At 44.5% G+C, this 20,331-nt stretch carries 15 protein-coding genes; 5 read left to right on the top strand and 10 right to left on the bottom strand.

The features are described 5' to 3' along the window. Positions 1–57: 57 nt before the first annotated feature. The 8 genes from A3860_RS05335 to A3860_RS05300 all read right to left on the bottom strand — a co-directional run bounded on the left by A3860_RS05335 (position 58) and on the right by A3860_RS05300 (position 7,175). A complete protein-coding gene (locus tag A3860_RS05335) occupies positions 58–705 on the bottom strand; it encodes a Crp/Fnr family transcriptional regulator (protein ID WP_081145511.1) in 648 nt (215 codons plus the stop codon). A gap of 61 nt (positions 706–766) precedes the next feature. Continuing rightward, on the bottom strand, positions 767–1,138 hold the full coding sequence (locus tag A3860_RS05330) for a DUF1634 domain-containing protein (protein ID WP_081145510.1): 372 nt from the start codon (positions 1,136–1,138) through the stop codon (positions 767–769). A gap of 9 nt (positions 1,139–1,147) precedes the next feature. Continuing rightward, a complete protein-coding gene (locus A3860_RS05325) occupies positions 1,148–1,984 on the bottom strand; it encodes a sulfite exporter TauE/SafE family protein (protein ID WP_081145509.1) in 837 nt (278 codons plus the stop codon). Positions 1,985–2,109: 125 nt separating this feature from the next. After that, positions 2,110–3,252 carry a hypothetical protein gene (locus tag A3860_RS05320; RefSeq protein ID WP_081145508.1) on the bottom strand — a complete coding sequence of 381 codons (1,143 nt, stop codon included), beginning with the start codon at positions 3,250–3,252 and terminating at the stop codon, positions 2,110–2,112. Further along, complete coding sequence (locus tag A3860_RS05315; RefSeq protein WP_081145507.1) at positions 3,249–3,974, bottom strand: ABC transporter ATP-binding protein; 726 nt, start codon at positions 3,972–3,974, stop codon at positions 3,249–3,251. The genes A3860_RS05320 and A3860_RS05315 overlap by 4 nt, the downstream gene beginning before the upstream one ends. Before the next feature lie 11 nt (positions 3,975–3,985). Then, the gene (locus tag A3860_RS05310; protein ID WP_081145506.1) at positions 3,986–5,200 is read right to left on the bottom strand and encodes an ABC transporter permease; all 1,215 of its coding nucleotides are present in this window, start codon (positions 5,198–5,200) and stop codon (positions 3,986–3,988) included. Positions 5,201–5,211: 11 nt separating this feature from the next. Further along, positions 5,212–6,429 (bottom strand): ABC transporter permease, encoded by a 1,218-nt coding sequence (locus tag A3860_RS05305; protein WP_081145505.1) that lies wholly within the window; start codon positions 6,427–6,429, stop codon positions 5,212–5,214. A gap of 2 nt (positions 6,430–6,431) precedes the next feature. After that, a complete protein-coding gene (locus A3860_RS05300; RefSeq protein ID WP_081145504.1) occupies positions 6,432–7,175 on the bottom strand; it encodes an outer membrane lipoprotein-sorting protein in 744 nt (247 codons plus the stop codon). 229 nt (positions 7,176–7,404) lie between these two features. Here A3860_RS05300 and A3860_RS05295 point away from each other — a divergent pair, with 229 nt between their 5' ends. Next, on the top strand, positions 7,405–8,541 hold the full coding sequence (locus A3860_RS05295) for a helix-turn-helix transcriptional regulator (RefSeq protein WP_143773952.1): 1,137 nt from the start codon (positions 7,405–7,407) through the stop codon (positions 8,539–8,541). Positions 8,542–8,621: 80 nt separating this feature from the next. Continuing rightward, a complete protein-coding gene (locus tag A3860_RS05290; protein ID WP_081145502.1) occupies positions 8,622–10,022 on the top strand; it encodes a serine hydrolase domain-containing protein in 1,401 nt (466 codons plus the stop codon). Positions 10,023–10,223: 201 nt separating this feature from the next. On the opposite strand, the gene A3860_RS05285 is transcribed toward A3860_RS05290, so the two are convergent. Both A3860_RS05285 and A3860_RS05280 read right to left on the bottom strand, forming a co-directional pair. Continuing rightward, positions 10,224–10,847, bottom strand: coding sequence for a class I SAM-dependent methyltransferase (locus A3860_RS05285; protein WP_081145501.1), 624 nt, complete (start codon positions 10,845–10,847; stop codon positions 10,224–10,226). Positions 10,848–11,071: 224 nt separating this feature from the next. Continuing rightward, entirely contained in the window at positions 11,072–11,857 is a 786-nt protein-coding gene (locus A3860_RS05280) for a sterol desaturase family protein (protein ID WP_081145500.1), read from the bottom strand. Positions 11,858–12,361: 504 nt separating this feature from the next. Here A3860_RS05280 and A3860_RS05270 point away from each other — a divergent pair. Genes A3860_RS05270 through A3860_RS05260 form a run of 3 tightly spaced genes read left to right on the top strand, consistent with a single transcriptional unit; the run spans position 12,362 to position 20,274 of the window. Continuing rightward, on the top strand, positions 12,362–15,385 hold the full coding sequence (locus A3860_RS05270; protein ID WP_081145498.1) for a SusC/RagA family TonB-linked outer membrane protein: 3,024 nt from the start codon (positions 12,362–12,364) through the stop codon (positions 15,383–15,385). An 11-nt stretch (positions 15,386–15,396) separates the two neighbouring features. Next, positions 15,397–17,109: a RagB/SusD family nutrient uptake outer membrane protein gene (locus tag A3860_RS05265; protein ID WP_081145497.1), complete on the top strand. Its 1,713-nt coding sequence runs from the start codon at positions 15,397–15,399 to the stop codon at positions 17,107–17,109. A 42-nt stretch (positions 17,110–17,151) separates the two neighbouring features. Beyond that, entirely contained in the window at positions 17,152–20,274 is a 3,123-nt protein-coding gene (locus tag A3860_RS05260; RefSeq protein ID WP_143773951.1) for a SusC/RagA family TonB-linked outer membrane protein, read from the top strand. Positions 20,275–20,331: the final 57 nt, after the last annotated feature.

Raw genomic sequence — 20,331 nt, 5'->3', positions numbered from 1 at the left:
GCAATTTATATTGCATGCAAAGCTGGGTCATGTCAGCATAGTAAAACGTGATTTTGGTCACGTCAACGCTTTCCCCAAATCAATGATTTCAACTTCTGAGCGGCGTTGTTTAATCATTCCTCTTTCTGCTAATTTTTTCATAAGTCTTGAGATAACTTCCCGGGATGAATTGAGGTCCTGCGCAATTTCGGTATATGAGATAGAAACGATATTGGTTTTAAATTTTTCCTGGTGCCTTTTGAGATAAAACAAAAGCCGCTCGTCCATGTTTCTGAAAGCAACGTGATCAATAGTTTGTAAAAGTTCTTCAAACCTTTCGCGATAGGTACTTACAGCGAACTGCGCCCAGCTTTTATACTTACCCATCCAGTCATCAACATACGGTAACGGTATAGACATCACAGTTGCATCTGTAGTTGCCTTTGCCATGAGCCCGCTTGTTCCTTTTCCCAAAGCACACACGAGGGATATGGCGCATGCCTTACCCGGGCCCAGGTAGTACATAAAGAATTCTGAACTTTCTTCGTCTTCCCGGTATACCTTAACCAGTCCATCTATTACCAGAATAGCAGACCGGATATTTTGTCCTGTTCGCAATACTACTTCACCCTCTTTAAAGGTTTTAATATCTGCTACTTCCACCATTTCATCAACCAGTTCCTTTTCGAGGCTGGGGAAATGCCTGCTAATTTCCTGTTTTGTCATAAGGCAAAGATAGACCATTGTTCACTGCTGCGCTTGCCGGTTTTTGACCATCTTTATGGATTTAAAACAAGCCCACCATAATCGTTGCAAGAACAACGAGGGTAATTAAAGCATACAGTAGATCGCGTTCCATGATAAAACCAATGATGGAGAAGATGATCCGGACAATGGGAGTACTGATCAGCAGCAGCAACCCGAATTGAATAATTGACCTTCCCCTGCCGTTGAGGGCGGATGTGAGAATGGAGTGTAATTCCGTTAGTCTTTTGGGTTCACCCTCAAAGGTACGATATTGGGGTGTTGCACTTCCGTGCTGAAAGAGGTAGATGAACGATCCGGTACATACTACCAATGCAGACAAAAATACCCCAAACCTCAACAGGTTGCCCATAATTATTTCAATACGTTTGTCGTCTATCATTTTCTTTTCCATGTTTTATCTTTATAATGTGCCTTTTATTCCGTTATAGATCATTTCAGCGGCAAGAATACATATCACTATTGCGAAGAGCACTTTGAGTATTCGGGTTTCGGCACGGAATAATATTCTTGACCCAATCAGTGCTCCCAATAAAACGCCTAATACCACCGGCATAGAAAGGCCCGGATCGATATATCCACGTTTAAGATATACGCCTGCGCTGGCCGCAGCGGTTACACCTATCATAAAATTACTGGTAGTGGTGGATACCTTAAAGGGGATTCTCATGACCCTATCCATCGCAATCACTTTTAGAGCACCCGACCCGATTCCAAGTAAACCACTCACAATTCCCGCAATATTCATCATCAAAAAACCACCTGCAACATTTTTAACTGTATAGTCCCGCATGCCGTCCCCTGTTGGAAAACTATTATTTAGTTTTAAAAAACTGGCAAATTTTCCCTTTGCACCGGAATCTATTTTTTCATCGATACTCATGAAGGAGGTAATGGCTGACACGAGAAGAATAACACCAAAAGTAACAGCAATAAAACTGGTGGAAACAAAAGTGGCTGTCATTGCCCCTATTATTGCACCTGAGGTAGTGGCCAATTCGAGGAACATGCCGAGGCGAATATTGGTAATCCCTTCCTTTACATAAGCTGCTGCAGCGCCTGAAGAGGTGGCTATTACACTGATCAATGAAGTGCCAATGGCATAATGAATATTTATTTTAAACACAAGGGTCAGCAAAGGTATCAGAACCACACCTCCACCCAGTCCGGTAAGGGATCCAATTAATCCTGCAAATGCAGATGCGATGAAAAGAATTAGTGTAAAAACAAATATAGTCATATAAGATATTAGCTTGTAAATATTAATGTATCGTAAGTTCAGACTATTTTCTCTGAGGGATATATTAAAAGATCATTAGAATTAGCGGGTGCCGGTAGTCATATAAGACACGCTTTCTTTTCAGGTTAAAAGCTCCATCTCAAGCGTAAAAAGCCTGTATGCGAAAGCGCGTCGAACCGGGCAGTTTCTGCAAAAAAAGATTGCCACACGAAATCAATGTCAAAATTTGTTTTCAGATTATAGCGGAATGCCGGAAAAAGAATCAGCATGTTCATTCCCGGCGAATAAACAACGTTCATACTGCCGCTGAAGACAGGCGAAAATTCCCTGGAAGTATTTATCAGTATATTCCATTTTGCAGGCATCAGGCTTCTGGGTGAAGCCTGAAATTTGAGTTGAGTCCAATCGTTCAGCGGCCGGTCGATCCCTTTTTCGTTGTACAAAAAAGCTGAAGACAGATACCATCCGTTTTTAAACATATAATCACCTTCCAGTACCAACAGCAGGCGGGAAATTTCATTCTTCTGATCTGCATAGAATTGTGCTTCTCCTTTAAAGCCGGCATCTTTGATGCTTCCCGCCCAGCCGAAACCGGCTGTAAATCTGCTTTGGTACACCCCGGCGTTCCATTGCAGATCGTATTTGTGGTAATTGGTGAAGTACCTCGCGGCTATAACAGGCCGATGACCCGTGCCTGCGACCGCTATCTCTACATTTGAAAGATCATTGACCAGATACTGACCTTTGACGGCATCACTGCCCGGCCGCTCCTCGTAATCAAAATCAAGAAAATTGTAACTATTAAAAAGATCGTTTGGGTTCCAGGTGTTAGTGATACCCCAGTTGATCCGCTGCCTTCCCGCGCGGATATTCCATTTGGTTTTTTTATACTCCAGCCAAAGCCGTTCTACATTAGTATGGAGGATGGCTGATTTTGCCTCGAACCATTTTATGGAAAGATTCACTGCTTCGTTTTCATTGCGTAACTGTTGCGTAAAACCTGGTAGTACCCGCACATCATCGCCCCAATATAAGCGATTTCGAACCTCCAGCCGGGCCGTCCAGTTTTCCACCGGATTCCATTTTATATTCATCCGGTTGTGTACCAGGTTTGTGGCGGCAACGTTTGTAAACCCTTTTTCAAAACGAACCCATTCCAGGTCTTTCAGGTAGCCGGAAAACGACCACGCATTTTTCTTTGCCATGCTGTCTTGCGCAAGCAGGTATAAAGGGGAAAAAACAGATAATATAATTAGAAACCTTTTCATGTTACAACCTGCTCATGAGGTATGGAGGTAGGCACGGCTGCACTATCGGAAGCAATACGGCCATCCACCAGCGTGATAACCCGGCGCGCTCTTTCAATAACGCGTTGGTCATGGGTGGAAAAAAGAAATGTCATATTTTCCTCCCGGTTCAGTTTTTCCATCAGGTCAAGCAGATTGGAAGCCGAAACAGAATCAAGATTAGCAGTAGGTTCATCGGCCAAAATGAAGTGGGGCCGGGAAGCCAGGGCCCTTGCCACCGCTACCCGTTGTTGCTGACCGCCTGAAAGCTGCGACGGTCGTATATCGGTCTTGTCTTCCAATCCAATTTCTTTAAACAACTGTTGCAGCCTTTTTTCCCGTTCGCTTTTTTTAATACCCTGCAACAGCATGATGAACTCGGCATTTTCTTTGGCGGTAAGAACCGGAATGAGGTTGAAAGATTGAAACACAAAGCCAATATTGTGCAACCGGAAGTCAATGAGTTTGCCTGCTGAAAGTTTCGTGATATCGGTGCCATTGATGTATATGTTTCCCTCATTGGGTTTGTCTAATCCGCCGATCAGATTCAGAAGTGTAGTTTTACCTGAACCGGACGGTCCCACCAATGCTGTGAACTCACCTTCCAGTAAATGCAGGTGAACATTGTTCACAGCATACACGGGGATGGTTTCGGGGTTGTATATCTTGCTGATGTTGTGCGCATCGATGACTGTTTTTTCCATAGACTGAGTTTTTATCTTCTTAATGCTTCCACAGGTTGCAGGCGCAAAGCTTTCAGTGCCGGCAGCAGGCAGGAAAGCAGCGCTGTACAAATGACCATAGCCAATATCATTACGAGTTTTTCCGAAGGGAAAGATGGATATATAGTGGTTTCGAACCCGAAACTGGCCATCATGTCTTTTCCCATTCCGGAAAGATCCAGGCCATGTTTCTGATAATAACCGATAACAATATATGCCGCCAGGAATCCGATAGGTGTTCCTGCTATGGTAAGAAAAACCGTCTCCATGAGAACCAGCAAAAAGACTTTCGCTTTAGCTGTTCCCAGCGCAACCATCATCCCTATTTCCTTTGTTCGCTCCAGTATCGACATCAACATGGTGTTAAGAATGCCAAAAGCAAGCGCAACCAGGATAATGATCATAATGATATAGGAATATTCATCTACTGTTTTGACCATCAGCTCTGTTTCAGGTGATAGGTCTTTCCAGGATTGAACCAGCAATGATGGATAAGTTTTTTTTAATTGATCCTGCATTACTTGCAAATCATCATCGTTTTTCAGGATCACGGCAATTTGATGAAAGGAATTTCCTGTGAGCAGCCACTCGTTTAATGTGGTTAGGGAAACATAAACATTCAATTCATCAAAGGGTGCATTGCCTGACTGATAGATACCTGCCACACGGAAAGCCGATGAAACGAGATTGTCTGCTGTATCCGTAAACGTCAATACCAGTTTAGCTCCCAGCTTCAATTTCATTTTATCTGCCAGCTTTTTGCCAATGACGATCTCGTTTTTCTTTCCCTCGTGAAAACCTTCTCCGGCAATGATTTTACGCTTTAATTGTGAAGCGCTGTATTCGAGCGCCGGTACTACGCCATTGATTTGAACCCCGGCGCTGCCCGTTGTGGTGACCAGCATTCCCTGCGCGAGGGTCCTTGGTACTGCCATTTTTACTGCGGGGAATGATTGCACTTTTTTTAGCAGTGCGTTCGCATCGGGTAGTATAAAGGCAGGATGGTTATCTTTTTTAAAATCGGGATGGTGAATTTGAAGGTGCCCGGCTTCAGAGTCGATCACTGCCCTGATCCTGCTTTTCATCATTCCTTTATACAGCGCCAGTACGCCGATGCCTGCAAACAGGCCAATGGCAACGGAAAGCATAATGACAATGCTTCGTGCTTTATTTCGCCATATGTTACGCCATGCCATAAGAAGTATCATCCTTCATTTTTTTACTTTTTCATAGCCGTTACAGGCTTTAGTTGCATCACTTTTGCAATAGGATACAGGGATAGCCCAAGACCAATCAGCAAAACTACCAGCGCCTGGTATACAAATATGGAGCTGTCTGTTGAAGTTGGAAAAATGGCTTCAAAGCCAAACCGCTCATAAGCTTTTGCCGTGTCACCACCGATGCGAATGGGATGTTTATTGAGATAAAAGATCAATGGAACACTTGCCAGTATGCCTGTAAGGCATCCAGTCAGTACTGTCAGTACAGACTCTGCAATAAACAGCAGGATCAGCCTGCTTTTTTTCATGCCTATAGCTACCAGCATTCCCAACTCAAACTTTCGTTCAAGCATCATCATAAGCATCGTGCTGAAAATACCGAAGCAGATCAGCAGGTATAGTACGCCCTGTACTACTTTCATGTTGTTAGAGTCAGCGGCAATATGCTGTTTTATATCTGGAAGCAGTTCTTCCCAGGTCATTACTTCATAATTTTTCCCAATTGCTTTTTTAACGGCTTCCGCGCTCGCATTTAATTCCTTTTCAGTTCTGATTGAAAGGATATAAGACGTTACCATTCCTTCGGCACTGAAAAACTCCTGCGTTGCGGGTAAAGACATATACAGGACTTTATCATTCAATTGGGGCGAGCCAAATTTCAGAATACCTTTCACCGGGTATTTTCCTGCGGCGGTAGCACCGTGATAACCCTGTCCGATCAGGATAACTGTATCGCCTGTGCCAAGTTTCAATCTTTCGGCCAGCCCTTCTGCAAGAAGTACAGACCGGTCATCATTATCCAGATAGTGCCCACTTACCAATCTGCTTTTCAACGCCGTGATTTTGTTTTCCTTTTCGGGAGAAATGCCCGTGATCAGGCAACCTTTGGTGAGGTCTTCTGAGGATGCAAGCCCAAATGCTTCCAGGCGGGGTGTTACAGTGCTAATGTTACTTTTTCTGTAAATCGTGGCTTCTATCGTGGGATTTTGCTCAAAACTATTGTCGAGAATTTGTTCATCCTGGTATCCGGATTTGTGAACCTGGATATAGCCGGTATAAAAGCTTACCACATTTTTTACAAGGTTTTCAAAAACACCCTGCTTTAAACTCTCTGCGATAGTGGATAAGATCACGGCAAAGAATATGGCAGCCACCGTGATCAGTGTACGGCTCCGGTTGCGCCACAGGTTTTTCCATGCCAGTTTGATGATCCACATATCTAATCATTTAATATTTTCATTTTCTCCGTTGTAAAAAATGCATCATCCAGGGGCCGGTTGAACATAACCGCTTTATATACCATCACCGTTTTCTGGTTAGGCTTGCCGGCCGGTATCATTTCAAACCGGGTTGGTATCAGCCTTCCATCCATAGTCTTTATATCAGAAGCATTCATGGTATTGACCAGGCTTCCATCTTCATCATAAAAACGAGTGTGTAACTCCAGAAAGTCCTTCTTATCAATACAGACAAGCAGTTTGCCCCATACCACGGCCGCCTCGGGTTTGGGTAGCATTTGGATGATGTAACAATTGCGATCGTCGATAATAGTATCACCAACAATGCTATGATCGTAATCATTTACTACTGAAGATTCTTTTACCAGGTCATCATTTGTAAAATCAGTACCCATCCATGACTGGCTCATCATTGATGGCGGAAGTTTTATTATTTTTTCCAGCGAGGGCATCCAATTCCAGACTTCTTTTTTACGCTTCAGGTACACTATCCCTTTGTCTTTTGCAGGTGATTGTAAAAGGATCAGGGCAAGATCGGTTCCTTTCATCCAGGTTTTTACAGTCATTTCACGGGACCAGGTGGCCCGAATGGTTTGAATGGTGATTTGAGCCTGTGAAGTATTGCCACGCATTTTTGAATCAGCAGCCTGCACGATCTCCCTGGCTGTTTGCCCATAAAGACTGGAAATTGATAAAAGCCAAAAAAGGGAAACACAAAACCTCATTTAACACGATTTAACAGGAAAGCTAGCCTTCCTATTCGAAAACATCAATGATCGTTGTCAAGGAAGGGGTTGATTTTAAGTAGCCTGAGATTAAACACCATGTTTACGCCGTACAGCGGTAATTTGATGACCTGAATCATACCTCTGTATGAGAAAGCAAACAATTGGCGCTGTACTTGACCGGTAATACCAAAATGCGGTTATTTTTGATATACAAATCAAAAAAAACGTGACAGCCTTTCTAAATACCGTTATCCTGCTGGGTGCACTACAGGGATTGATCCTATGCATTCTCCTTTTTCGCCGTACCGTCAATAAACGTTCCAACCGTATGCTGGCCTTTCTCATTTTGCTGATGTCAATGGCAAGTTTGAACCTTTATTGCATTCATAATCATATGCTGGAATCCAACCACATATTGCGATTTATTTCCTGGGTGGTGCCTTTGATCATCATAATGCCCATGGGGCCCCTCATTTATTTTTACATTCAATCAATGCTCAATCCTTCTTTCCGGCTTGCCCGCAGGCACAGGCTTCAGTTCCTGCCTGGCATCATTGATATTGTTCCCCAGCTAACAACTATTATTTTCCTTACCGGTATTTACATGAAAGTTATAAAGTATGACCCCGAACCCTGGGGGCTTTTTATCGATCGCTATAATATGTATTCCGATATACCGCGGTGGTTATCACTTACTATTTATGTATTGCTTGCATTTAAATTTTTGCGAAAAGAAAAAACTACAGCTGGTAATACCGATAAAGAAGCTATACGTAAATGGCTGCAACTGTTTATTACCATATTTTTAGCTTTTCAACTTATCTGGTTCATTTATCTGATCCCTTATATTCATCCCGCCTATAGTGATTGGCTTTTAAACAAGTTTGACTGGTATCCTATTTATATCCCGATTGCTATTATGATCTATTGGCTGGGGTTAAAAGGATACTTTATTTCGCTGGCTGTTAATACCGAAAAAGCAAAAAAGACAATTTCCCGTGTAACGAAAGAGGGGAGTACGCAAATAATGAGCCTGCTTCAAAAAAGCATGGAAGATGACAAATTGTATCTGAACCCCGAATTGAACCTTGAAGCCGTGGCAAAGCATACCGGCGTTGTTGCCAAAATGATTTCTACGGTCCTGAACCAACACCAGCAAACCAGCTTTAGCGAATGGGTAAACGCCTATCGCATCGGGGAATTCAAACTAAGGATCCGGAACGGTTGCCTTGAGCAACTCACCATATCGGCCCTTGCCATGGAATGCGGGTTCAATTCTCAGGCTACTTTTCAACGCATATTTAAACAATCAGAGGGGGTAACCCCCTCGGCATACCTGAAAACGATCGGTTCAAACAACTAATTATTCTCAAATCCGGATTTGAGAACTTGTTTTCAGCGAATTAAGTCAGAAAACCCGGAGTTTGCATCAAACTCACGGCCATGAAACAAATATGCCTGGTATTGTTTTTTTTGCTAATGCGTGTATTGTACAAGCGTTTTTTACTGATTGCCGGTCTTTTAATTACTGTTATTGCTTCTCATGGACAAGCCAGTGAAATGGAGAAAAAACTCGACAGCCTGCTGGCCGGATATTTCATACCATCGCAACCCGGTTGCGAAGTGCTCGTGGCCAGGCATGGGCAGATCATTTATGAAAAAGCATTCGGTCGCGCCAACCTCGAATTAAATGTTCCGCTTAGCACTGGCATGGTCTTTAATCTTGCGTCTATCACCAAGCAATTTACAGCCGTGGCTATTTTGCAATTACAGGAACAGGGTAAAATTTCACTGCACGACAGTTTGCAAAAATTTATTCCCGGCTTTCCTTCAAAAGGGCACACGATCACTATTGAACATTTACTTACCCATACTTCAGGTATTAAAGACTACCTGCAGCTTGATTATTCAGGCCAGAATATGGAGAGATGGGATTTTACGCCCCAACAGTTGATCGACAGCTTTAAAAATTATCCCCTGAACTTTACACCTGGCGCCAGGTTTTCCTACAGCAATTCAGGTTATTTTCTGTTGGGGTATATCATTGAAAAAGTAACGGGGAAGCAGTATCAACAATATATAATGGACAATCTTCTGAGACCCCTGGGGTTAACCCATACCTGTTTTGACAGCGATGGAAATATTATTCCGGGGCGGGTGGATGGCTATCGGAAAGATGGCGCGGATTTTAAAATGGCCGACTATTGGAGCCCGACCATTGAATATGCCGCAGGAGGGTTGATTTCTAATGCAGGCGATTTGCTTAAATGGCACAATGGCCTTTATTCTTACCAGGTGCTGAAAAAAGAAACTTTACAAAAAGCATTTATACCTTTTCAACTGGCCGATGGCACCACAACGGGCTATGGATATGGGTGGTTTGTAAAAACAAGCAACGGTATTAAATCTATAGAACATGAGGGCGGAATGCCCGGGTTTAAGACCAATGAAATATATTATCCTGCCGAAGACCTGTTTATTGCCATATTGTGTAACAGCGGGGCTGTTAATATAGATGAATTGTCGGCCAGTATTTCGGTTATTACACTTGGAAAGCCATTGCAATGCGATGTAAAAGTAGATCCAGAAATTCTTGACAAATATGTAGGGGCTTATAAACTGTCTATAGACCCCAACAGAACGATCACCATACAAAGAGTCAATGACCGGCTTATCGCCGTCGTTTCGCCTACACAAAAAATGCCTTTACTTTTTCTATCGGAAACTAATTTTCAATTTAAAAACCTGCTGGGCGCCAGTGGCGAATTTGTAGTTGAAGAAGGAAAGGTTACGAAATTCTATGTTAATCAAAACGGGCGTTATGAATGGATAAAAACGAAGTAGAACGAAAACTACATGGGGCTTTTGCCTGGCTGAATTAGGGTTATAACCCTCTTATTTTGTTAATCTCGGGGTCTAAGAAACTATAATACCCACTCCAATTCCCTGTCTTTAACATAAGGCTTTATTTGTTTTTTAAATCAGTTAAGTGCTTACAACGATCAGGTTTGCGAAAGCCGGGAAATATACTTCCATCCAGCCTGGCTAACCGATGATTGGTATCATATGCTTTTTCCTGCATTGAATCAAATAAAATGGGTAATTTTCTACTATCTCATCAACCTGACATAGACCATAGGAGGTAAATTCTTCCTGAATTGAATTTTCATCATAGAAAAACATTTTCACTCCGCCGAACTGTTCATACCTGTCTTTGCTGAGTAATGTTCCCTGTCCGTACGTGTGTGCATGTTTAGTAATGGTAGTGAAAACCATTATGCCATTTTCCGTAAGTTGATTGTAGCAGTCGGCAATTAGTTGTGTTCTTTCCTTCTCATCTAATAGATGAATTAAAGCATGGCAGAAAATACCATCATAAAGATTACTGTCAAAAGGCATATCGGTTACTGATCCATGATGAATTTTCAACGTTTTTCCGTAACGTTTTTCAGCAAGTTCCATGGCGGTATTTGAAATTTCGATGCCTGTTACTTCCATTCCCTTATTGATAAACGGCTGCGCATTCCGTCCATAACCGATACCTGGAATAAGAATTTTATTAAATCCATTGTTGTAAAATATTTCTGCTGTTGCTATTGCAGAATTTGCGGGCATTGATCCCCACATTTCCTGTTTTTCCCGAAAGTTCTTCTCCCAAAAATCCGTCATGCTATTCTATTTTGTTTTGATGACATACTTATTCTTATTGTCGTTCTTTTGGGTGTCCAAGCGTTACGGCTGAAAAGTTGTAATTATTTCCGGGCTTTAAAAAAATGCACCTGCCGAAATTAATGAGCCGTTGCTCAATCTACCACTTCAGGGGCCCGGCTTCATTTTTCCAGAAAAGCCAGCGGCATTCTTCATCGTGTTTTCCTGTGCCGACAGTATGGTTATCACGCTGACCTTTGTTCAGCAGCTTGATGGGGTCCACGCTCATGCACCGCTTCAAACCCTGTCTCATAATCATCACGAATGGTGCCCATCCAGCGGTCCCACCAAAGAAAATACAACCCGTAATTGCCTTTAAAAAACTGGTGGTGCTGATTATGGTTAACCGACGTATTGATCCAGCGGCCCAGCCAGTGACGGCTAAACGATCTGGGGTATATTTCCCATCCCAAATGGCCGTATACATTATATACCAGCATTATAATAAAGAATACCGTAAAATGTCCGGTCGTAAGCGGCATTACCATAAGCAGAACAGGAAAAATACCGGCTTCAACAACCGCTTCCAGGGGATGAAAAGCCAATGCCGCCCAGGGCGAAGGATTGGTTGAGCGGTGATGCATCAGGTGAAAGATTCGAAAGATAGCCGGATGATGCATCAGCCGGTGCGTCCAGTAAAAATAAGCGTCATGCACTATAAACATCAGCGGAAATGACGCTATGTACCAAACAATCCCGTATTTAGCGTCCTGTGAATATAACTGCGTACTATTTCGCAACGGCGTGAACAGGAATAATACAGTTACCAGGGAAAATATGACAACGGTAATGATCGAGTATACAATTTCGCGCCGGTAATCGGCATTTTTAGGAAACCGCAACTGTATTTTACGGTATGAAATGCGTTTGCGTAGCCATTTATAATAAATTAAAAAAAGAATACCTGCAATTATAAAATAACGTAGGGTAATAATAAGCGCTATCAACAGAAAATATTGGTACCAGGCCATACACTTTTTTTAACGGCATTTTCGAAAGTATCAGATAAAGTTATAAAAATAAGCCTGCCCCGCAATGCGCTGTTCACATGCCGGGATGTTCGGGCCGAACGACCGGCGGCCAGCCCTTTTATAAAAAAACGATTTTCTAATCTGGCCCCAAATAGTTCAAATAAAAGACGGGTGCTTTGCATATATGTGTTACATAAAGTGATCACCTAGTTGAACTTCGGTCTCATTCTCCAATTACTTGGGTTTTACTCCGGTTTTTTCATCGATGTAAGAAATCCACCCCCCATTTTTACGAATTATCCCCTTAGCAATAGTCGAAATGTTTTAGAAATTTATTTACGTAGGAGATTGATTCCCACTAACTAACCAAAACAGTTGCCATATGATCGAAAGCTGCTTTGTACGGCCTCCGGAAAATTTCATTCACTCACTTCCAGGTAAAAAGCAACCAATCATTTCGACCATCCTGCATCCTGTTTATTCTTTAACCAATAATAGTTGCTTATGAAATTGACCCTTATTCGTTTTGTTCTTTTTTGGGGTACGTTGTTGTTGACGTATTCGTCAAAAGCAGTACCCCTGAAAACAACAACCGATCCATGCTATGCCGGTTGCCTTGCGCAAAAGTATACCGGCACCGTATTCGATAATACCAATTCACCCGTAGCAGGGGCATTGGTTAAAGTGGCTGGTACCGACATATCCGCAAAAACCGACCAAAACGGTGTTTTTACCATCGAGGCAAATGCCGGCGCCACCATTATTATTTCCAAAGCCGGTTTTAAGGATAAAGAATATGTATTGGGGGAAAATAACTCCTTTTCCATTGCCCTGGATTATGAATATATGCTGGTACCACTGAAAAGCCCGCAGCCTGTTCAGTTGTTATATTCCACTGTGCCTCAACGGTTGAATGTTTCTTCAGCAGATGCTGTATATAATAATGACCTTATGAAATCGCCGGTAACAACTTTTGGCAATGCGCTTGCCGGCAGAATGGCGGGGTTGAATTTGTTTCAATTGTCGGGCCAGCCCGGCGCCGATGGGGCTTCTTTTAATTTAAGAGGCCAGTCGCCCGTGATCATTGTAGATGGTGTAGTTACCGGGCTTACGCAATATGACCTCGAAGAAATTGAATCGGTGACCGTTTTGAAAGATGCCAGCGCCCTGGCCATGCTGGGCGTAAGCGGTTCGGCCGGCGCCATTCTGGTAACTACCAAAAAAGGCATTGAAGGAAAACAGCAGGTTTCATTGACCGTACAAACTGCCACTCAGCAGCCGCTCGGTTATCCGAAGGCCCTGAATGCTTACGATTATGCACGCCTGCACAATGAGGCGCTTCGTAACGATGGCATCGACAGCGCCAACTCGGGGTTATATTATTCCCAAACGGCCCTCGATGCTTATCAAAACCATACCGATCCTTACAGTTATCCCGATGTAAATTACTGGAAAGAGATCACCAAGAACAGCTCCATGCTCAATCGCTACACCTTGAGCACAAGGGGCGGAAGCAAATTTGCCAGGTATTTTGTTTCGGTAGAACATGTAAACCAGTCGGGATTTTTTAAAACGGTCGACAGCAACTCTTATAACACCAATAATAATTTCAGGAGCTATGTCATTCGCTCGAATGTCGATGTAAATATTACCCGCAAACTCACCGGTGGCATTTATTTACTGGGCCGCATTCAAAATGCAAACGAACCCGGCGCCACCACCAGTGCCATTCTTTCCAGTTTACTGCTTACGCCTGCCAATGCCTATCCCATTTTAAATCAGAACGGTTCGTTGGGTGGCAGCCAGATCTACCAGAACAACATCTGGGCGCAAACGGTAGCCACGGGTTATCGCCAAACGTACAAAAGAGATGTGCTGGTGAATGTTTACCTGAAACGTACGCTCGATGAATTATTACCCGGCTTGTGGACAAAAGCCAAAGTAGCTTATTACGGAAGCCTTTCTGAATCCATCATCCGTTCCAAATCGTTTGCTGTGTTCCAGAAGAATGGTTCGTCTTATTCGCAATTCGGAACCAATGGTACGCAGGGAAATTCAAATGGCATCGATTACATGGGCAGGGTCGATTATGAAGAATTCAGCCTTGGCTACGATAAAACTTTTAATGATAATGGTATCAATGCCATTGTACTGGTTAACCGCTATAATACTTCCAATGGATACGATCTGCCTTATACTATCACAGGTATGTCGGGGCGTGTGGCCTATAATTATAAAGGCCGTTATATGGTGGAAGGCAGCTGGGGCTACAACGGTTCTAACAGGTATCCCACCAATGGCAGTACCAAACGGGGCTTTTTTCCGGCCATTGGGTTGGGCTGGAATATAGACCAGGAAGCCTTTATGGCCAATGTTCCATTCGTGTCGTCTTTGAAACTCTATGGCTCTTATGGCAAAACAGGATGGGATAAGCCGGGTTACTTTGTATACTATCCCCGTTTTTATGATGGGCCCGGTTATTACTTTGGTACAAGCGCCGGCGGCGTTACCACCATCACCGAAGGCACCCTTGCCAATCCCAACATAACTTTTGAAAAAGCCAGCAAATTGAATATTGGCCTCAGCGGCGACGTGCTCAAAAAACAACTGGCCTTTAAAGTAGAATATTACCGCAACAAAAATTACGACATTGTTATGCAGCGTGGTCAGAACAGTACGATGCTGGGTAACGATTATCCTGATGAAAACATTGGGAAGAACCTGTATTCCGGTTGGGAGGGCCAGCTAACCTGGCAACACACCGATAAGAAATGGCAATACTACATTGCTGCCAATATTTCAACTATTCAATCGAAAGTACTGTACGCCGATGAAGTAGACCGGCCTTACGACTGGATGAAAAGAACCGGGCGGCATGTTGGGCAGTCTTTCGGCTACCTCGCCGAAGGCTTGTATCAATCTGCCGACGAGCTTAACACCCATGCCACCACGGTTGGCTATAAACCACAATTGGGCGATATCAAATACAAAGACATGAATGCCGATGGGGTTATTGATCAGAACGATCAAACTGCCATAGGCACGTCCAAACCACTTTTATTTTATGGCATCTCCTTCGGCGTAAGCTGGAAAGGTTTCGACATCAGCGCGGTGTTGCAAGGTGTAAGGAACATTCAGGCTTATATGGCCGGCAGCTATTACTGGGCCTTCCCCAGTAATGGTTTAGGCCAGGCATGGAGTGAGAACCTGGGCCGGTGGACGCCTGCCAATGCAGCCGGCGCCACGTACCCCCGGTTAAGCTATGGTACTAACATCAATAACCAGGCTATCTCTTCGTACTGGATGCGGAACGACAATTTCGTGCGACTGAAAAATGCAGAGATCGGGTATTCGCTGCCCGGATCGCTGATCCGTAAAATACGCTTGCAAACCGTACGCGTGTTTGCCAATGGCTATAATTTATTGACCTGGGCCAGGGCCGATTTCAAAGACAGGGACCCTGAATCTTTTTCCGGCGGTTATCCTGTTCAACGATTGGTAAACTTTGGCCTCAACATTAAATTTTAAGGGAGCTGTTTATGAAAAATTCAATTTTATTTCTTTCCATATTCGTGTCGGGACTAATGGTTATGACGGGCTCCTGCCGGAAATATGAAACCGAGCCCAAAGACTGGTTTACTTCCGATCTTACATTCGACTCGCTCGATAAAAATGGTACGGTAACGGCCTATGACCTGAATAACATCTATACCTACCTGCCCGCCGGTTATAACTGGGTCGACGGTGACTACCTGGATGCCGGTACCGATGATGCGCTGCCTTCCCGGTTGAACGCAACGGTAGAGAATTATTCAAAGGGCACCGTAAGCCTTACCAATAACCCCGATCCTTACTGGAAGAACGCCTGGTATGGCATTCGCGGGGCCAATATTTTTCTGAAATATGTTGTGAGAACGCCCATTTCAGCTACCAATATGCAATACTGGAAAGCCGAAGCAAGGTTTTTAAGAGCTTATTTCTATTGGGAATTACTGAAAAGATATGGTGGCGTACCCCTGCTGGGTGATACGGTTTTGGGATTGAACGACAATATCGAAATTCCGCGTGCCACCTATGCCCAAACTGTTGACTATATCGTCAACGAGTGCACGGCTATCAAAGACAGTTTACGTGCCGATCCTGCCGCCGATGCGGAGTGGGGGCATGCTTCAAAAGGCGCAGCCGTTGCCCTGAAATGCCGCGTATTGCTGTATGCTGCAAGCCCGTTGTTTAACGGCGGCGGTGTTGAAAGTGATGCAACGAAAAAAGCGCTGACCGGTTATCCCGTTGCCGACGCCACCCGCTGGCAAAAAGTGGCAGATGCGGTAACAGAATTTAAAGCATTGGGATATTATACCCTGGTGACCAGCGGAACGGCGCCCGCAGGTTTTATCAATGTGTTCATCAATAAAAAGAATACCGAGCTCATTTTTGCAAAACAGAACGCCAATAACTCGCTGCTTGAAACCTATCAAACACCTGTTGGCTATGTTGTTTCAAATGTGCAATGCTATGGGCTTACCAGTCCAACACAAAACCTGGTAGATGCATTTCCCATGAATAACGGATTGGCTATTACCGATGCCTCTTCGGGCTATAACGCAGCTGCTCCTTACACGGGAAGAGACCCGCGCCTCGGCGCCACTGTTTTTTATAACGGATTGACCTGGTTGAACCGCGCAGTGCAAACTTACCAGGGCGGCGTAGATAAACCCGATAATCCGGCAACAGCCCAGGTGCAAACAAGAACAGGTTATTACCTGCGAAAATTCCTCGGCAACTTCACTACAAGCACTGCTTTCTCGAACCAGAGCCACAATTTTCCCATTTTCAGGTTTGCAGAAATTTTGCTCACCAATGCCGAAGCATTGAATGAACTGGGACAGGTGGAAAATGCAGTGGCCGAGATCATAAAACTAAGGGCGCGCGCCGGTATCACTGCAGGCAGCAGTAACCGGTATGGCATCAGGGTTGGTATAACACAAACAGAAATGCGTGATCTCATAAGAAATGAACGCCGCATTGAACTGGCTTTTGAAGAACATCGTTTTTGGGACCTGCGCCGGTGGAAAATTGCCGCTCAGGTTATGAGTACACCCATTACCGGTATGAAGATCACCAATGGAACGCCGCTTACCTACCAGGTAGTCACTGTAACAACTCCGGCTTTCCAGAACAGGTTATACCATATGCCTATTCCTTATGACGAAATATCGAAAAATCCCAAACTGGTGCAGAACGAAGGGTGGTAAGCAGGGCAATATGGATTTAATAAACTTCTTCAAAAAGCTAAAATGATGAAACGCATTATATACATTATTATTCCGGTATTGCTGTTGGGATTTACTTCCTATGCACAGCGGCAGGTAACCGGTATTGTCACAGATTCAAGCGGTGCCGGCATTATAGGCGCCAACGTTATTGAAAAAGGCATAGTGGGCAATGCTACCTCTACCAATGCCTCGGGGCGTTTTAAAATAACCTTAAGAGGCAATTCCAATACGTTGACGATCTCGATGGTCGACTACGAAACACAGGATGTGAAAGTGGGGGGCAGTGAAATGCCGGTGACCATGAAATTCAAAGGCGGTGGTTTGTCGGATGTTATTGTGGTTGGTTACGGCCGGCAGAGAAAAGCAACGCTGACCGGGGCGGTAAGCGTTGTTGCGGGTAAGGAACTGCGTGATAACCCTACAGCAAGCGTTCAGAACACATTGGCCGGAAGGCTGCCCGGTTTCTTTTCCCAGCAAACTTCGGGAAAACCAGGCGCCGATGGCGCAGATTTTTATATTCGTGGAGTGAGTTCCTATAACACCGGCAGTAATTCGCCGCTGATCGTTGTAGATGATATTGAATTTTCCTACGAGCAATTCGCCCGGCTCGATCCCAATGAAATTGAATCGATCTCTATTTTAAAAGATGCCTCTACAACGGCCGTTTACGGTGTACGCGGCGCCAATGGGGTAGTGCTGGTAGCTACCCGCAGGGGTAAGATCAGCACGCCGCAAATTGCTTTTCGCGGTGAAACCAGTCTGCAACAACCCGATATTATTCCGCATTACCTCAATGCGTATGAATCGGCCAAGCTGTATAACCAGGCCAGTTTAAATGATGGCGGCAACGCTTATTTCTCCGATGCCGACCTGGCCGCTTACAGAGACCATACCGATCCTTACGGACACCCTGATGTGAACTGGAGAGAAGTATTGTTCAAAAAATTCAGCAGGCAATACCGCGGTAATTTCGATATCTCGGGCGGAACCGAAAAAGTGAAATACTTTATTTCCACCGGGTATCTTTACCAGGATGGTATGGTAAAGGATTTCAGCAGCAAGGTAGGCATCAATAACAATTACTATAGCCAGCGTTACAACTATCGCTCAAACCTCGATATCAAAGCAACAGGCACCACCGATCTGCGGTTAGATCTTTCCGGTAATATCAGCCAGATCAACCAGCCGCAGGTAAACAGCCCCAACGGTTATAACGACCTGTTCTATGATTACAGCAGCTTTTTAACCCTGGCGCCCTTTGCCTATCCGGTATATAACCCCGATGGGTCGTTTGGCTACAGCCAGTGGCAAAAAAGTCCCGGTACCGGCGGCACCGCCTATGATGTGAACAATGTAGTGGGCCGATTAACCTACCTGGGTTACACAAGAACTTTCGAGAACAATATGAACCTGGCCAGTGTGGTTAACCAGAAACTCGATTTTGTTACACGCGGCCTTTCTTTGAAAGGAACGCTTTCTTATGCTTCCACCTATGGAGATCCGGATAACAAATATACCGTTAGCATGATAGGCGGCGATTTTCCCTCTTTTATTTATAATCCTGTTGCCAATACCTATGCGGCCCGCAATACGAATATTTACCGGGTTCGCCGGTTGGTCCGCGGCGCTTCTGGCGGCAGTACCATTCGCAACCTCACTACACAGGTGGCGCTCAATTACGACAGGACCTTTGATAACACACACCATGTGTATGGACTGTTCCTTATGAGCCAGAATTCGGTATTGAAAAGGAACACCACCGCCAGTTATAATTTCATTCCCAATAATTTCCGGGGCTTTACAGGAAGAATAGGGTACGATTATCATATGAAATACCTGTTTGAACTGAACGGCGCATATAATGGGTCCGACCGTTTTGCCAAAGACCATCGTTTCGGGTTCTTCCCGGCGGCATCTGCGGGATGGAATATTTCGGAAGAAGAATTCTTCAAGGATAATGTTCATTTTGTTGACCGCCTGAAACTGCGCGCTTCGTATGGACTGGTGGGCAACGACAAAATTGGTAACAAGTATAGCTACTATTACCTGCCTACCTGGAACACCTCGGGCGGCGCGGTGTACTTCGGTAATCCCAGCGCCAATACCAGCAGCGCCATTTATGAAGGAACGCTTGGTAATTCGGACGTGAGCTGGGAGAAAGAAAAGAAACTCGACATTGGTCTGGAGCTCGCCCTGTTCAACAACAGGCTTTCCGCTACAGTTGATTATTTCAATAATAACCGGTACGATATCCTTACCGACAGAAGTTCTTCCATGTCGGCTGCTTTCGGGCAAACCCTTCCCCCGGTAAACCTGGGCAAGGTGAACAATAAGGGTTGGGAAGTGGAAGTGAACTACAATGGCAATATCGGGAAAGATTTCAGCTTTGCCGTGAAGGGCACATATTCCTATGCTGTAAACAAGATCCTGGAGCAGGACGAACCTTCTTATAAATACGACTGGATGTCGTATACAGGGCACAGTATTGGCATGCAGCGCGTATACTCGTTTGTTGGGTTTTATAAAGACAGCGCCGATATCGTAAAAAGTCCCAAACCCGGGCAAACCGTACGCCCCGGCGACCTTAAATATGCCGACCTCAACGGCGACGGCGTAATAGACGGCTACGATCAAAAAGTACAGGGCTACTCGAATATTCCCAATACAACAGCGGGCATTCACCTAAGCCTTCGTTACAAAGGATTTAACATAGGCGTATTTTTCCAGGGCGCTGCCAACTTTTATGTGCGTGGCGGCGGCGAAGCCATCCAGGCTTTCGGTTCCAACCTTACTTCGGTTCATCAACAGGCATGGACACCTGAACTGGGCGACAATGCCAAATACCCCCGCCTTACATTTATTCCCGGCATCAGCGATACCCGGGCCAACGTATCAACCTTCTGGCTGCTGCCAGGCGATTATATCCGATTAAAAACAGCAGAATTTGGCTACACCTTACCTGCTTCCTGGTTGAAAAGGCTCCGGATGAAAGATATCAGGATCTACAGCAACGGGTACAACCTGTTCACCTGGACGAAACTGAGCAAACTGTACCAGCTCGATCCGGAAATTACCTCGGGTACCGACCGGGTAACTTATCCGCCTCAGCGCATCATCAACTTTGGAATAAGCGCTACGTTCTGAGCGAAGAACATGACTACCAGGTGTACTTAACAAAACTAATTTCAGATGTATAACTAT

It is taken from the genome of Niastella vici, assembly GCF_002077945.1.
Classification (GTDB): domain Bacteria; phylum Bacteroidota; class Bacteroidia; order Chitinophagales; family Chitinophagaceae; genus Niastella; species Niastella vici.
This window is presented reverse-complemented; position numbering and strand designations above follow the sequence as displayed.

Bases quoted from the DNA above. Each gene is read 5' to 3' on its own strand.
- A3860_RS05325 (WP_081145509.1), bottom strand. From the start codon at position 1,984: ATGACTATATTTGTTTTTACACTAATTCTTTTCATCGCATCTGCATTT.
- A3860_RS05300 (WP_081145504.1), bottom strand. From the start codon at position 7,175: ATGAGGTTTTGTGTTTCCCTTTTTTGGCTTTTATCAATTTCCAGTCTT.
- A3860_RS05305 (WP_081145505.1), bottom strand. From the start codon at position 6,429: ATGTGGATCATCAAACTGGCATGGAAAAACCTGTGGCGCAACCGGAGC.
- A3860_RS05265 (WP_081145497.1), top strand. From the start codon at position 15,397: ATGAAAAATTCAATTTTATTTCTTTCCATATTCGTGTCGGGACTAATG.
- A3860_RS05260 (WP_143773951.1), top strand. From the start codon at position 17,152: ATGATGAAACGCATTATATACATTATTATTCCGGTATTGCTGTTGGGA.
- A3860_RS05320 (WP_081145508.1), bottom strand. From the start codon at position 3,252: ATGAAAAGGTTTCTAATTATATTATCTGTTTTTTCCCCTTTATACCTG.
- A3860_RS05335 (WP_081145511.1), bottom strand. From the start codon at position 705: ATGACAAAACAGGAAATTAGCAGGCATTTCCCCAGCCTCGAAAAGGAA.
- A3860_RS05310 (WP_081145506.1), bottom strand. From the start codon at position 5,200: ATGATACTTCTTATGGCATGGCGTAACATATGGCGAAATAAAGCACGA.
- A3860_RS05290 (WP_081145502.1), top strand. From the start codon at position 8,622: ATGAAACAAATATGCCTGGTATTGTTTTTTTTGCTAATGCGTGTATTG.
- A3860_RS05270 (WP_081145498.1), top strand. From the start codon at position 12,362: ATGAAATTGACCCTTATTCGTTTTGTTCTTTTTTGGGGTACGTTGTTG.
- A3860_RS05330 (WP_081145510.1), bottom strand. From the start codon at position 1,138: ATGGAAAAGAAAATGATAGACGACAAACGTATTGAAATAATTATGGGC.
- A3860_RS05285 (WP_081145501.1), bottom strand. From the start codon at position 10,847: ATGACGGATTTTTGGGAGAAGAACTTTCGGGAAAAACAGGAAATGTGG.
- A3860_RS05280 (WP_081145500.1), bottom strand. From the start codon at position 11,857: ATGGCCTGGTACCAATATTTTCTGTTGATAGCGCTTATTATTACCCTA.
- A3860_RS05315 (WP_081145507.1), bottom strand. From the start codon at position 3,974: ATGGAAAAAACAGTCATCGATGCGCACAACATCAGCAAGATATACAAC.